Annotated in this window: 14 protein-coding genes; 5 read left to right on the forward strand and 9 right to left on the reverse strand. The window is 64.7% G+C overall.

Annotated features, from left to right (window positions below; genetic code table 11):
• Positions 1 to 79: 79 nt before the first annotated feature.
• Complete coding sequence (gene metA, locus WIR04_RS18680) at positions 80 to 1,027, reverse strand: homoserine O-acetyltransferase MetA (protein ID WP_025325513.1); 948 nt, start codon at positions 1,025 to 1,027, stop codon at positions 80 to 82.
• Positions 1,028 to 1,171: 144 nt separating this feature from the next.
• Here metA and WIR04_RS18685 point away from each other — a divergent pair, with 144 nt between their 5' ends.
• Together WIR04_RS18685 and WIR04_RS18690 are read left to right on the forward strand one after the other, a co-directional pair.
• A complete protein-coding gene (locus tag WIR04_RS18685) occupies positions 1,172 to 2,410 on the forward strand; it encodes an HD-GYP domain-containing protein (protein ID WP_338888934.1) in 1,239 nt (412 codons plus the stop codon).
• A 27-nt stretch (positions 2,411 to 2,437) separates the two neighbouring features.
• Positions 2,438 to 3,601 carry a competence/damage-inducible protein A gene (locus WIR04_RS18690; RefSeq protein ID WP_338888936.1) on the forward strand — a complete coding sequence of 388 codons (1,164 nt, stop codon included), beginning with the start codon at positions 2,438 to 2,440 and terminating at the stop codon, positions 3,599 to 3,601.
• A 7-nt stretch (positions 3,602 to 3,608) separates the two neighbouring features.
• On the opposite strand, the gene WIR04_RS18695 is transcribed toward WIR04_RS18690, so the two are convergent.
• A complete protein-coding gene (locus WIR04_RS18695; protein ID WP_025325510.1) occupies positions 3,609 to 4,124 on the reverse strand; it encodes a metal-dependent hydrolase in 516 nt (171 codons plus the stop codon).
• 413 nt (positions 4,125 to 4,537) lie between these two features.
• Here WIR04_RS18695 and WIR04_RS18700 point away from each other — a divergent pair, with 413 nt between their 5' ends.
• From WIR04_RS18700 to WIR04_RS18710, 3 genes are all read left to right on the forward strand, one after another.
• Positions 4,538 to 6,202: a FapA family protein gene (locus WIR04_RS18700; RefSeq protein ID WP_338888938.1), complete on the forward strand. Its 1,665-nt coding sequence runs from the start codon at positions 4,538 to 4,540 to the stop codon at positions 6,200 to 6,202.
• Positions 6,203 to 6,642: 440 nt separating this feature from the next.
• Positions 6,643 to 7,452 carry a sugar-phosphatase gene (gene yidA, locus WIR04_RS18705; RefSeq protein ID WP_338888940.1) on the forward strand — a complete coding sequence of 270 codons (810 nt, stop codon included), beginning with the start codon at positions 6,643 to 6,645 and terminating at the stop codon, positions 7,450 to 7,452.
• A 364-nt stretch (positions 7,453 to 7,816) separates the two neighbouring features.
• Positions 7,817 to 8,587 (forward strand): gamma-glutamyl-gamma-aminobutyrate hydrolase family protein, encoded by a 771-nt coding sequence (locus WIR04_RS18710; protein ID WP_338888942.1) that lies wholly within the window; start codon positions 7,817 to 7,819, stop codon positions 8,585 to 8,587.
• Here WIR04_RS18710 and WIR04_RS18715 read toward each other — a convergent pair.
• The 7 genes from WIR04_RS18715 to lptM all read right to left on the reverse strand — a co-directional run bounded on the left by WIR04_RS18715 (position 8,584) and on the right by lptM (position 14,170).
• Positions 8,584 to 8,988, reverse strand: a complete 405-nt coding sequence (locus WIR04_RS18715) for a hypothetical protein (RefSeq protein ID WP_025325506.1) — start codon at positions 8,986 to 8,988, stop codon at positions 8,584 to 8,586. The two genes, WIR04_RS18710 and WIR04_RS18715, sit on opposite strands and share 4 nt — an antisense overlap.
• Positions 8,989 to 9,080: 92 nt before the next feature.
• Positions 9,081 to 9,791, reverse strand: coding sequence for an HAD-IA family hydrolase (locus WIR04_RS18720; RefSeq protein ID WP_338888944.1), 711 nt, complete (start codon positions 9,789 to 9,791; stop codon positions 9,081 to 9,083).
• Positions 9,792 to 9,897: 106 nt separating this feature from the next.
• A complete protein-coding gene (xerC, locus tag WIR04_RS18725) occupies positions 9,898 to 10,854 on the reverse strand; it encodes a tyrosine recombinase XerC (RefSeq protein WP_338888946.1) in 957 nt (318 codons plus the stop codon).
• Positions 10,847 to 11,527: a DUF484 family protein gene (locus tag WIR04_RS18730; protein WP_338888948.1), complete on the reverse strand. Its 681-nt coding sequence runs from the start codon at positions 11,525 to 11,527 to the stop codon at positions 10,847 to 10,849. Before WIR04_RS18730 ends, xerC begins: the two co-directional genes overlap by 8 nt.
• Before the next feature lie 173 nt (positions 11,528 to 11,700).
• On the reverse strand, positions 11,701 to 12,531 hold the full coding sequence (gene dapF, locus WIR04_RS18735; RefSeq protein ID WP_025325502.1) for a diaminopimelate epimerase: 831 nt from the start codon (positions 12,529 to 12,531) through the stop codon (positions 11,701 to 11,703).
• A gap of 161 nt (positions 12,532 to 12,692) precedes the next feature.
• Entirely contained in the window at positions 12,693 to 13,943 is a 1,251-nt protein-coding gene (lysA, locus tag WIR04_RS18740) for a diaminopimelate decarboxylase (RefSeq protein ID WP_025325501.1), read from the reverse strand.
• A gap of 20 nt (positions 13,944 to 13,963) precedes the next feature.
• Positions 13,964 to 14,170 (reverse strand): LPS translocon maturation chaperone LptM, encoded by a 207-nt coding sequence (gene lptM, locus WIR04_RS18745; RefSeq protein WP_025325500.1) that lies wholly within the window; start codon positions 14,168 to 14,170, stop codon positions 13,964 to 13,966.
• Between the last annotated feature and the right edge of the window lie 38 nt (positions 14,171 to 14,208).

Consider the following 14,208-nt stretch of genomic DNA (forward strand, 5'->3'; position numbering starts at 1 on the left):
GGGCGGCTCATAGCTGAACACCTTGCCGATGTCCTCCAGGCGATAGCGGACCATATCGGGTGAGCCGACCCTATGTCACCTAGCCCTTGGGCTGCTCGTAGGTAAACACCTTGCCGATGTCCTCCAGCCGATAGCTGGTGAGCTGATAGACGTAGTAGTTGAGCCAGTTGGAAAACAGCAGGTGACCGTGGCTGCGCCAGGTGGCGCGCGGCGTCTGGCCGGGATCGTTGTCCGGGTAGTAGTTGACCGGGATGACCGGGGTGAGGCCCGCCGCCAGATCCCGCCGGTACTCCCCGTCCAGGGTCAGGGCATCGTATTCGGGATGGCCGGTAACGAACACCTGGCGGCAATCCTTGGTCGCCGCCAGATAGACGCCCGCCTCCTCCGACTCTGCGAAGATCTGCAGATCGGTGTGGGCGCGGATGAGGTCTCCGTCGAAGGCCGCATAGCGGGAGTGAGGCGCCACGAACTCGTCATCGAAGCCACGCAGCAGCGGCTCGTGCTCATCGAGGCGATGGTGGCGATAGACCCCTGACAGCTTCTCGCCGTGGGTCTGCTTCTCCATGCCGTAGAGCGCCTTCAGCGCCGCCTGCACCGCCCAGCAGAGGAACAGGGTGGAGGTCACATGCTGATGGGACCACTCGATGATCTCGACGATGCGCGGCCAGTAGACCACCTCCTCGAACTCCACCAGCCCGAGCGGCGCCCCCGTGATGATCATGCCGTCGTAGTTGTTGCCACGCACCTGCTCGAAGTCGTGATAGAAGTTCTCCAGGTGCGCCTGGGGCGTGTTCTTCGACTCCCGATCGTCGATGCGCAGCAGATCCACATCCACCTGCAAGGGCGAGTTGGAGAGCATCCGCATCAGCTGGATCTCGGTCTCTATCTTCTTGGGCATCAGGTTGAGAATGAGCACCCGCAGCGGACGGATGTTCTGGGTGACGGCCCGGGATTCCGTCATCACGAAGATGTTCTCCTGCCCCAGCACTTCGGCGGCGGGCAACTGGTCCGGGATCTTGATCGGCATGCTGACTCCCTGTACTGCATCGGTAAATATGTCTGGACATCTAGAAGCCTATAATAAAGCGCTCATCCTGTCATCAGATACCTTTTGTATTCACCCCTGCCTTTGACTAGCATACGGCTCTGTGTGTCTCTCGTGTCCAACCCCATGACAGGAATCAAGATCTCGGTAGATCGGCTGCAAGTCGGCAATTACGTCTCCCTGCCACTGGGATGGCGCGAGCACCCCTTCCTGTTTTCCAGCTTCAAACTCAAGAGTGAAGAGGAGATAGAGCTGATCCGTCGGCTCGGTCTCAAGCTGGTGACCATCATTCCCGACAAGAGCGACGCCCCCCCCAAGCCCCTCGATCAGGTGCAGCCCGCACCGGATGGCACTGACGATCTCGTCGGTCGCCAGCAGGAGATGCAGCAGGAGAAGACCAGGCGCATCGAGCAGTTGCAGCGCTATCGTCGGGATCTGCAGCAGTGCGAGAAACATTTCCAGCAGTCCCTGGCCCAGGTGCGCAACCTGATGGGCAAGATCCAGTCCCGCCCCCTCAACGCCATCAATGAGGCCCAGGAGCTGATCAACGCCATGACGGAGCAGCTGCTGTCGGTGGACGAGATGGTGCTGCACCTGGTCTCCGACAGCGCGGATGGCAACAGCCTCCAGTTCCATTCCCTCAACGTCAGCGTGCTCAGCATGCTGCTGGCCAGGGAGTGCAAGTTGCCGGCCGAGGCTATTCGCCAGGTCGGCATGGGGGCCCTGTTCCACGACATCGGCAAGCTAAAGATCCCGAGCCAGATCCTGCGCAAGGCAAGCCCCCTGACCAAACCGGAGCAGAACCTGATGGCCCAGCACCCGCGCTATGGCCTGGAGCTGCTGAGCCTGGCCAGTGACTTCCCGGAGCCGGCGAAGCGCATAGTGCAGTACCATCACGAATACCTGGACGGCAGCGGACCCCAGGGGCTCAGGGGGGAGCAGCTCGACCCCCTGACCCAGATAGTGTCCCTCATCAACGAGTACGACAACCTCTGCCACCTGCAGGCCAAGGTGCCCTACTCGGCCCTCGGCAACCTCTACAAGCAGCGCAAGGCCCAGTTCAACACCGACCACCTCGGCATGCTGATCCGCCTGATGGGCATCTACCCCCCCGGCAGCGTGGTGCAGCTCTCCAATGGCCAGGTCGGGCTGGTGATGTCGGTCAACGCCTCCCGCCTGCTCTACCCCGCCGTGCTGGTATACGATCCCCGCATCCCGCGCCAGGAGGCGGCCATCATAGATCTCGAGCAGGCCGAGCTGACGATTGCCAAGGTGATCCACCCCAAGCGACTGCCTCCTGCTGTGTTCGAGTACCTCAACCCTCGTACCCGGATCAGCTACTACTTCGAGCACAACAAGCCCTGATCGGGGTCCAGCACCCAAGGAGTCTGCATGCGAATCGAGATCATCAGCACGGGGGACGAGATAGTGACCGGCCTGGTGGTGGACACCAACGCCGCCTGGCTCAGCGCCCTGCTGCTGGAACAGGGCTGGCAGGTGCGCCGCCGCCTCACAGTGGGGGACAACCTCGCCGATCTGAAGGCCGCCTTGCAGGAGAGTGCCAGCCGGGCCGAGGTGGTGCTGGTGTGCGGGGGCCTGGGCCCCACCGCGGATGATCTCACCGCCCAGGCGGCGGCCGAGGCCTTCGGTCAACCCCTGACCCTCTTCCCCGACTGGCTCGCCACCATGACCGAACGCTACGCCAGCCGGGGCCGCACCATGGCCCAGAGCAACAGCAAGCAGGCCTGGCTGCCCCGGGGCTGCGAGATCCTCGACAACCCGGTCGGCACCGCCTGCGGCTTCGTGGTCAGCCACCCGGCCAGCCACGGCCAGAGCCGGCTCTTCTTCACCCCGGGCGTGCCGTTCGAGTTCAAGCTGATGGTGCGCGAGCAAATCCTGCCGCGCCTCAAGGCGCTGGCGGGGGAAGAGACGGACACCGAGCTGCGCCGCTTCTATACCTTCGGCATCTCGGAGTCCGCCCTCTCGGACAAGCTGGATGGGGCGCCCTGGCCTGCGGGCATCGAACTCGGCTACCGCTCCTCCATGCCCCTCATCGAGCTGAAACTCATCGGCCATGGCGCCAGCGCCGCCGACATGGAGGCCGCCGAGGCGCGCCTGCTCGGGGAGATAAGTCCCTGGCTGGTGGGACGGGGGAACGAGGAGCCGGCGCAGCAGATCCTGGCCCTGCTGGGGGGGCGGCCGCTGTGGCTGCAGGAAGGGGAGAGTCGGGGCACCCTGCTGGCCATGTGCCACCCCCATCCGGGGCTGGAGGCCAGCTTCAGCCACAGCCTCCCGAGCGAGCTCGACCAACTGACGGGGGGCGGACGGGAACCCAGCCTTACCATAGGCAGTGCGGGCCCAGGCGGCGTGCCGCTGCTGCTGTGCGCAGACGGGCGCCGAATCGGCCAGAGGGTGAAGCTAAGTCACCCGGATCCCGAGAGCGGCCGCCGGATCCTCGCCTTCGCCGCCCTCGACATGCTGCGCCGCCACCTGCTCGGGCTGCCGGTACTCGCCGACTACCTCACCCTGACCAGAACCGCCAGCCGCATCGACTGATACAGTGCTAGAAGGCGCCGAATCCCGCGTTCCCATGCACCCAGTACCCGGCGAGTGCCAGGGTCAGCAGGCAGAAGGCCTTCTCGTAGCCTCCGCCGCTCTTGAGGGGCAGACCAGGCAACCGAAAGCGCCGGCGCCAGGGCCATAACAGGGGAATGCCCGCCGGTGTGAGCCAATCCCCGAGCAGGTGGCTGAGGTAGCCGACGATGAGCGCGTCCTTCATCACCCCGGACAGAGGGCCGGGGGCCTGAAACTGCGCCAGCCCCCATATCCCCAGGCCGACCGCCAGCAGACTGTGGGTGAAGCCGCGATGGCCAAACAGGCGGGAGAGGGGCCCCGAGATCCAGGGCAACTGCCGACCGAGCAGGGACTGGGGGTGATCGAGATCCGGCAGCAGGGCGCTGGCCAGGGCCATGGGTACTATGTGCCACAGGCTGCCTTCGGCCAGGGCCGGAGTGAGTTCGACCTTGTGGGCAAGCAGGGCGCAGGTAACGGAAAACAGCAGGTGGCCTTGGGCGGTCATGGGGCTCGTTCGGTTGGACAAGAGGGCAGTATGGTCGGCGGCGACCCGCGTCAGCGCCTCGGGGCGGCGGCAGATTAAAATCCCTTGAACCTCCCCTTGCAAGGTGAATCGTATCGCCACCCTGAACTTGATGCCCATCGGGGGCGGCAGTCGGTGAAATAGTCAGCAGATACCGCCAAACACACCTCATTTGACACTCAGCAATCGGTCGCGCCACCGTCACAGTCTCAACTCCCCGTCACACAGAATTTCCTCAACCCGGCTCACCCATTTGCACTCGGCTCGTTGACCCGGACGGCGAAATGTCAGAATACTGCGGTTCTTGGCCGCCCTGGCGGCATCGGCTTTTGGCAAGGATCCCGCCCCCGGCCACAGGGGGGCTAGCCGGATCGGGACAACGAAGGAGGATCCCGGTGTTAAGCAAAGCGTGGTTTCAGCTGTCGGCAGACATGACCTATGTCTGTCTGCGCATTACCCCGGGTCTCACCGAGCCCGTCCAGGAGCAACATGTCCTGGCCCTGCTGCGGCTCTCCAACTGCCGACGCTATCAGCCCCTCGACGAGGGGATCCGGCAGGCCGTTGCCCTGCTCAACACTCTGCTGACCCAGCCGGACGCCCCCTCCCACCCTCCCGTGCCCATAGCCCAGCGGCAGGATGCCCGGCTCCTCGTCCTGGTCGACAAGGAGCAGATGAGCGCCAGCGCCCAGATCACCGCCGACTGGGGCGGCAGCCCCCTGACCCTGGCGCAGTTGCAGGAGGCCGTGGCGGCGAGCCCAATCAAGCAGGGGGTGAGCGAGCGGCTGCTGGCCGCCGCCATCAAGGCCGCCAGCGAGGCGGCCCCCGGCGCCCGGCTCAACCCCGTCATCGCCCTGGGTAAGGCGGCCAGACACGGCCTGGATACCCGCCTGGAGCGGCTGGTGGAGACGGCGGCGGAGCGGATCCTCAAGCCCCAGGAGGTGGACCACGGCAAGGTGGACATGCGCGATCTCGGCACCCTGCTCACCGTCAAGGAGGGCGCCCCCCTGATGCGGCGCCACCCCGCCACCCAGGGCATAGACGGCTTCACGGTGACGGGTCAGGTGCTGCCGGCCCGTTCCGGCAAGGAGAGCGCCATGACGGCGGGAGAAGGAACCTGTTTCTCCCCCGAGGATCCGGATCTGCTGCTGGCGACCCGTGCCGGGCTGCCTTGCCAGGAACGGGCCGGCATGAGGGTGGATGAGGTGCTGAGCGTCAAGCAGGTCGACATCCGCCACGGTCACGTCATGTTTGAGGGCTCCCTGCTGGTCACCGGGGATGTCATGCCCGGCATGAGGATCAAGACCAGCGGTGATGTGGTGATAGGGGGCTTCGTCGAGGGGGGCTATATCGAATCCGGCGGCACCATCACGGTGCGCAACGGCATCATAGGACGCAAGCTGGAGGGGGACCAGTACCTCTGCCACCTCAACGCCGGGGGCGAGATCCACGCCAGCTATGCCCAGTACGCCAGGCTGGAGGCCGATGGCGACATCCATATCCAGAGCCAGCTCAGCCACAGCTATTGCCGCAGCGGCCAGGACATCAGGGTCGGGGACAGCGCCATGCGCAAGGGCCACCTCATCGGCGGCATCAACATCGCCAACCGGCTCATAATAGCGCCTGTGCTCGGGGCCTCGGCGGCGAACCGGACCCGGCTGCAGATCCTCGGTGGCTACTTCAGCCACAAGGAGCAGGAGCAGGCCCTGCGTCAACGCAAGCAGGCCTGCCGGGAGCAGCTCGACAAGCTGCAGGATCTCATCCTGCGGCTGCTGCAACAGCCCAGCGACAAGCGCAATCCCGAGACCCTGAAGAAGATCAAGGCGCTGCGCACCCGTCAGCTGGACGAGAGCCAGTCCCTTGACGAGCAGCTTGCCGAGGTGCAGCTCGAGCTGCAGACCCTGATGGCCAACATGGACATCATCGCCACCCAGCGTCTCTTCCCCGGCGTCGAGGTGGAGATGGCCCATCACCACAACAGGGTCGACATAGAACACGGCCCCATCCACTTCGCCATCCGGGAAGATCAACTGCAACTGACCCCTTACGAGGGCCAGCGCTGAGAGGCGCCATGGCCCCTGTCCGGTGATGACGGCGGCTATTTTTGCTGCACCCAGCCACCCCTTGGCCCCATAGGGCGGGCCGGCCAGGTTCAGGTAGTGAAAAGATGTACAAGCTGATCGCATTGGGTAGCGCTGGCACCCTGCTAAGGCGCCAGTCAGAGGCAGCACCGCCCATGCAACCCTTCAACTCGTGATCCCGGCGGCGATTTTCGCTACACTCGGCCTCCCCTTGGCCCCATAGGGCGGGCCGGCCAGACTCAGGTAGCGAGAAGATGTACAAGCTGATCGCATTGGGTAGCGCTGACACCCTGCTAAGGCGCCAGTCAGAGGCAGCACCGCCCATGCAACCCTTCAACTCGTGATCCCGGCGGCGATTTTCGCTACACTCGGCCTCCCCTTGGCCCCATAGGGCGGGCCGGCCAGACTCAGGTAGTGAGAAGATGTACAAGCTGATCGCATTGGATATGGATGGCACCCTGCTGAACCCGCACGGTCAAATAACCCCTCGCACCCATGCCGCCATCGCGGCCGCCCGCGCCCAAGGCGTTACAGTGGTGCTGACCTCGGGCCGCCCGCTGGAAGGCATGACCCCCTATCTGGCCGAACTCGGCCTCACCGGTCAGGATGACTACGTCATCTGCTACAACGGCGCCCTGGTGCAGCAGGTTGCGGATCAACGCATACTGCGCAGCCAGCTGCTGACCGGCAGTGACGCCAGCGCCATCGCCCATCTGGCCTCCGAGCTGGGGGTCAACGTCCACGGCTTCTCCGTCCGCCAGGGCCTCATCAGCCCCAGGGTCAGCACCTACACAGAGCACGAGTCACGGCTGATCAAGATGCCGATCAACCTGGTGGACTTCGCCACCCTGCCCGCCGACGAGCAGATCATGAAGGTGATGATGATAGACCCCGAGCCCCAGCTCTCCCGCGCCATCGCCCAGTTGCCCGCCGAGCTCTATGAGCGCTACACGGTGGTGCGCAGCTCCCCCTACTTCCTCGAGTTCATGAACAAGCGAAGCAACAAGGGAACCGGCGTGGCCGCCCTGGCGGAGCACCTGGGTCTCACCGCCCACCAGGTGATCGCGGTGGGCGACGCGGGCAACGACCGCCACATGATCGAATATGCCGGACTCGGGGTCGCCATGGGCAACGCCACCGACGAGATCAAGGCACTGGCCCAGCACACCACGGCCCGCAACGACGAGGACGGCGTGGCCAGGGTGATAGAGCAGTTCATCCTGAACGCCTGATCCCCGGGGGGCATCCCGGGATGCCCCCAGCTCCTACCCCGTCGCCGAATGTTTAATATATCCACCATCGCTTTTCCCCAAACACCCGCCACCTGACGCTCAAGCCCCTGTTACAGGGACTCAAGCTGGCTCAGCCATCATCAAAAATTAACATCCCGGCATCATTTCGTTTGACATATTGAACGGCCTTGGCAGACTGGGATCGGGATCCAGGCTGTCATCGCCCAGGCTGACCGACGATTCTGGTGCCGCGGCACGACCCTGATCCCATGACCATGCCTTGAGGCATGCCCTTGCGAGAGTGACGCGGCAAGGGCCTTCCCAAGGCGCAGGATGAGACCGCCAAGGATAGCCAAGGTGACCTATGCCCAACCCCAGTTCCCACTCCAAACCCGTCGTGCTGATGACCATGGGGGCCCAGGCCCGCAGCGGCCACGCCTACCAGGTAATGACCCACAAATACATCACCCCCCTGGTGGAGATCAGCGGCTGCGTGCCCCTGCTGGTTCCCACCTGCTGCGGGACAGCTGATCTGGAACAGTATCTGGATCTCGTCGATGGGGTCTACCTGAGCGGGGCCGGATCCAACATAGATCCCGCCCTCTACGGCCAGGAGAACCTGACCCCGGAGAAGGCCCAGGACAGGGACAGGGATCTGTTCGACATAGCACTGGTGCGCGCCGCCCTCGATCGGGGACTGCCCCTGCTCGGCATCTGCCGCGGCATGCAGGAGATCAACGTGGCGCTGGGCGGGGACATTCATCAGAAGGTCTATTGCGAGCCCGGCTATGCGGATCACAGGGAGGATGCGGACGATCCGGTGGAGGAGCAGTATGGCCACAGCCACCAGGTGAGCCTGGTGCCCGGCAGCTGGTTTGCCGAGCTGATGGGGGGGGCGCAGATCCCGGTCAACTCCCTGCATGGCCAGGGGATCAAGACGCTGGCCAAGGGGCTGGCCCCCCTGGCCCATGCCGAAGACGGGCTGATCGAGGCGATCCACGCCCCCGCACTCTCCCCCTTCCTGCTGGCGGTGCAGTGGCACCCTGAGTGGAAGGCGAAAGAGAACCCCCACTCCATCAAGTTGTTTAGCGCCTTCGGCGACGCCTGTCGCCAGTATCGGCAGCGGGCGGGCTAGTCGCCGAACCCCTTGCCTTTTAACTTGGGCAGGGCCCCGCGATCCGGGCGCAGGGTGCGGCAGACATCCAGCCCCTTGAGGCCCCGCTGGACATGGTCAGGGGCCTGCCCCAGCACCATGCCGTTGCCGCGATAGAGCCGGGCCTCTTCCAGCTCGAACAGCTCGCCGCCGATCAGCAGCTGTTCGCGGCCATCGACCACCTTGCCCCGCTTCAGGGGCAGGGTCATGTCCACCAGTATCTCGCCGGTGGCGCACCCTTCACGCCAGCGGGCCTGATCCGAAAAGGGCGAAATGGCGATATCCCGCCAGGATCCATCCCTGAACTCCATCCGGTAGTGGTCGCGAAACAGATCGCAGCCCGCCAGTACCATGGGGATGGCCAACCAGATGACACTCTTCATTCCACTCACGCCCAGCACTCCCTTGTCAGTCCGCGCCAAGGATAAATAAATGGCCTCGCCTGCGCATCTCTTTCCCTGCCCCTCGAGCAGGATCAGAGCAGCAGCCCGGCCAGCTCGTCGAGGGCGGCGAGCTCCACATCCGGCAGCAGCTGCAACGACTGCCAGGGCAGCCGGCGCTCGTTGAGCCAGGCGGCCTTGAAGCCGTGCAACCTGGCCCCCAGCACGTCCGTCTCGGGATGATCCCCTACGTGGAGTATCTGGCCGGGGGCGAGCCCGAGGGACTGCTGCACCTGCACGAACATGTCGGGCGCCGGCTTCATCCTGGCCCCGGCCCCCGCCTTGCAGACCAGGGTGAAGTAGTCCGCGAGGCCGGCCTGCACCAGATCCAGGTTGCCGTTGGTGATGACCGCCAGAGGGTAGCGCTCCGCCAGTCTGGCCAGCAGTTGATGGGTTGCTTCGCTCACCTCTATTTTCGAACGTTCGGCGAGAAAGGCGGCGAACACCCGCTCTGCCTCCTGCTCCGCCCGGGAGGCGGCCATGCCCCCCTGCACCATGGCCTCGCGGATGCCGTGCTGGCGTGCCAGGCTGACGTCCTGGCCCAGCTCGGGCCGGGCCAGCAGCAGGTTGCGCTTGAGCTCGAGCCAGCGCGGCTTGTCCAGCATGGCGGTGGCCAGGTATTCGCTGCGCAGGTGGCTCAGCATCCACTGCTCGGCCCGCGCTATGGCGGGGCCGTTGTCATAGAGGGTGTCGTCAAGATCAAACGAGATGGCGGCCACCGGCTGCCAGCGACGGTAGAACTGCATGGTCATTCCTCTTTGATGGGGCTGTTCCCGTTACCTGTTGTCAAACCCATTCCCCTCATCCCCAACCCTTCTCCCACAAGAGGAGAAGGGAGCAGCACAGTCGCTTTTACTCATCTTCCGGGGTAGCGGGATCCCGTTTGGCCCTGGGGTGGGCGTTGTCATACACCTTGGCCAGATGCTGGAAGTCGAGGTGGGTATAGATCTGGGTGGTGGAGAGATCGGCGTGGCCCAGCAGCTCCTGCACCGCCCGCAGATCGCCGGAGGACTCCAGCATGTGGGTGGCGAAGCTGTGGCGCAGCTTGTGGGGATGAACGTGGGCATTGAGGGCCTGCTTGTTGCCCCAGCCGTCGAGCCGCTCCTGTACCGAGCGGGCCGACAACCGCTGCCGGCGCTTGGAGACGAACAGCGCCTTCCCCTCGTCCCCCGCCAGCAAGGGCCGCACCTTGAGCCACTTCTGCAGCCACTCCACCGCCATCCTGCCCATGGGCAGCACCCGCTCCCGCGACCCCTTGCCGGTGACCCTGAGCTGGCGTTCATCGAGCTTCACGTCCGCGAGGTTGAGCCCCACCAGCTCGGCGAGGCGCAGCCCGGAGGAGTACATCAGCTCCATGATGGCGCGATCCCGCACCGCCAGCGGATCCTGCTCGTCGGTGATGTTGAGCAGCTGGTACATCTCGTCCACATCGAGGTTTTTGGGCAGCGGCCGCCCCTGCTTGGGGGTCACTATGCCGCGGGCCGGGTTGGCGCTGAGCCGCCCCTGGCGCACCTGCCAGTCGCAGAAGCTGCGCAGGGCAGAAACCTTGGTGGCGAGCGATCGGGGGGCCAGGCCTGCCTTGTGCATCCGGGTCACCAGGCTGCGCACCTGGCTCGCCTCGAGCCGGGCCCAGTCCTCGACCCCCAGCCTGACCAGCTCGGTGGCCATGGCCTCCAGATGGGCCTGATAGTTGCTGCGGGTATGAGGGCTGAGCTGGCGCTCGACCCTCAGGTATTCGATAAAGGCGGTGAGCTCCCCCGCCAGAGAGGCAGGCAGGGGGTCGGCGGCGGGGAGGGGGGCCTTAGCCACGAACCAGCTCGGGCAGACGCAGTTGCAGCAGACGCCCCAGCTGACCCAGCAGCAGGGTGTCGTTGTGGGGGCTGAAGTGGCTGGGATCCGAGCTGGCGAAGGCCAGTACGCCGAGATCCCCGAGCCGCATCAGGGCCACGGAGTTGACCAGCACGTCGTTGCCAAACAGCGCCTGCTTCTCGCTCTGGTTGAGCCGTCCGAAGTAGTAATCCGTCCCGGGCAACCGCTGGCCCAGCAGCTGGTCGAGCTGTTTGCCGTCTGCAAGGAAGCGCTGCTCGGGGCCGCTCAGCGGGAATTTCTTCGGGCTGAGCCAGAGGCGCAGGCCGGTCAGCCGCAGCCGCTGCACGAAGGCCTTGCCCATCACGGCGCTCAGCTCGAACAGGGTCTGGCAGCCATACAGCTCGCCATAGAGATCCGCATAGATCCGGAAGATCCGCTCGTTCTCGCTGGCGATCCCCATCAGTTCGGTGATCTCCTGCTCCAGCTGCTCGATGCGCTCGCGCTGTCTGTCCAGCTGACGCTCCACCAGGGAGATGGTGCCCTTGTGCTCATGGGGAATGCGGATCCTGTCCAGCATGGCCCCGTGGCGCTGGAAAAACTCGGGGTAACGGGCCAGGTACTCCAGCACTGTGGCTTCGTCCATCAGTGATTCCTGCCGTTTGAGTTCGCTCATAACTTGGTTGATCCATCCGAAAAAGGGGCACAGGGCCCCGACATTACCGTTTGGCTGCGCGGAGGACGTCCCCGCTCGATGCCTATCACTCTATCTGGCCGTCAAACACGTGCTCGGCCGGGCCCGTCATGCCCGTCATGCCCGTCATATGCTCGGCTGGCCCGCTCACTGGCTTACAGCTCTATCTGGCCATCAAAGACATGCTCGGCCGGGCCCGTCATGTAGACCGGCTGCCCCGGCCCCTTCCAGGCGATGGTCAGCTTGCCCCCCGGCAGAGTGACGGTGACCCGCTCCCTGAGCTTGCCCTGGCTGATGCCGATCACCACGGCCGCACAGGCGCCGGTGCCGCAGGCCAGGGTCTCCCCTACCCCGCGCTCGAACACCCGCAGCTTGATCTCGCTGGCGCTGACCATCTCCATGAAGCCGACGTTGACCCGCTCGGGGAAGCGCTCGTGGCGCTCCATGATGGGGCCCAGGGTCTCCACAGGGGCATCGGCCACCGAGGGCACCTCGATGACGCAGTGGGGATTGCCCATGGAGACAGCACCGCACATCACTGTGTGATCCTGCGCCCGCAGCAGGTAGGTCTTCTCCGCCTTCTGGGCGCGAAACGGGATCTTGCCCGGCTCGAACTGGGGCACCCCCATGTTGACCGTGACCTGATTCTCCCCCTCCAGCTGCAGGGTGATGCGGCCGCGGGCCGTGCTGACCGCGATGCGGTCCCGGTTGACCAGCCCCTTGAGGCGCACGAAACGGGCGAAACAGCGGGCACCGTTGCCGCACTGCTCCACCTCGCTGCCATCGGCATTGAAGATGCGGTAATGGAAGTCGAGCTCGGGATCATAGGGCGGCTCCACCAGCAGCAGCTGATCGAAGCCGATGCCAAAGTGGCGATCCGCCAGCTTCTTGATGACGTCGTTGCTGAAAAACACCTTCTGGGTGACGCCGTCCACCACCATGAAGTCGTTGCCCAGGCCATGCATCTTGGAAAATTCAATCAACATCTTTTTTCCCTGCGCCGTTCAGGCCGTAACGAAAGTCGCCAACCACCCTGAAGTCGTTGTCCAACCCCCCATGCATCCTGGAAAACTCAATCAACATCGCGCGTTCCTGTCTCACCGTTTATCACGCTCTCACCTGGAGGAACGCTGAAAATCCATATAGCTCAAGGCAGCAGATGCTCGCCACGCCAGAGGTCGGCCAGCTGCTCCCGCTCACGAATGAGGTGGGCCTGGTCACCGTCCACCAGCACCTCGGCCGCACGGGGACGGGTGTTGTAGTTGGACGACATGGTAAAGCCGTAGGCCCCGGCGGAACGCACCGCCAGCAGGGAGCCTTCGGCAATCGCCAGGGTACGCTCCTTGCCGAGGAAGTCACCGGTTTCACACACGGGGCCCACCACGTCGTACAGCGCCTTCTCGTGGGTCGTGCGGCTGTCCACCTCTATGATGTTCATCCAGGCGCCGTAGAGGGAGGGGCGCAGCAGATCGTTCATGCCGGCGTCGATCAGCGCGAAGTTGCGGGTCTCGCCGGGCTTGAGGAACTCGACCCGGGTCAGCAGCACGCCGGCGTTGGCGACTATGGCACGGCCCGGTTCGAACAGCAGGGTCAGATCCCGGCCCGCCAGCTTCTGCTTGAGCGCCTCGGCGTACTCGGTCGGGTGCGGTGGCTGCTCGGCGCCATAGTTGACCCCCAGGCCCCCCCCCACGTCCAGGTGATGGATATGGATGCCTTCGGCCGCCAGTTCGTCGATGAGCCTCAGCAGCTTGTCCGCTGCCTCCATAAAGGGATTCAATTCAGTGAGTTGAGAGCCGATGTGGCAATCCACCCCCTTGATCTCGATGTGGGCCATGGCCGCCGCCTTGCGATAGATGGCGGGCGCCTGCTCGATGGGGATGCCGAACTTGTTCTGCTTGAGGCCGGTGGAGATATAGGGATGAGTGCCCGCGTCTATGTCGGGATTGACCCGCACCGAGACGCGCGCCTTCTTGCCCATGCTGCCAGCGACCCGGTTCAGGCGCTCCAGCTCGGCTTCCGACTCCAGGTTGAAGCAGAGGATCTCTTTCTCCAGCGCGAGGCGCATCTCGGCCTCGCTCTTGGCGACGCCGGAGAAGACCACCTTGGCCGGATCGCCCCCTGCCGCCAGCACCCTGGACAGCTCCCCGCCGGAGACGATGTCAAAGCCCGAGCCCAGGCGGGCAAGCAGGTTGAGCAGCGCCAGGTTGGAGTTGGCCTTGACCGCGTAGCAGATCAGATGGGGAATGTCCCCCGCCGCCTGATCGAAGGCGTGCCAGTGGCGCTCCAGGGTGGCGCGGGAGTAGACATACAGCGGGGTACCGTACTGCTCGGCGAGCTGTTGCAGGGGAAGCTGCTCGGCCTGAAGCTGGCCGTCGGCGTCGTAGTTAAAGTGATCCAAGGGGGCGGTTCCTTCCTAGATTATTGCGGCGCGGCCTCGGAGGCCGGTTTGGCGGTCGCAGGCGAGGCGGCTTGCGGTGTACTCTCTGTCTTGGGCTGTGCCGGTGTTTGCTCGGTGGAGACGGGCTGCTCGGCCGGTGGCATATAGAGTGGCCCCGTCAGGCCGCAGGCGGCCAACCCGAACGACAGCGACGCGGCAAACAGGCACTTGGTGAACTGGGTAATCATAATGGTTCGCTGCGAAAAAATTTTTGGCCCTCTATAAT

The organism is Aeromonas rivipollensis, from assembly GCF_037811135.1.
GTDB lineage: Bacteria > Pseudomonadota > Gammaproteobacteria > Enterobacterales > Aeromonadaceae > Aeromonas > Aeromonas rivipollensis.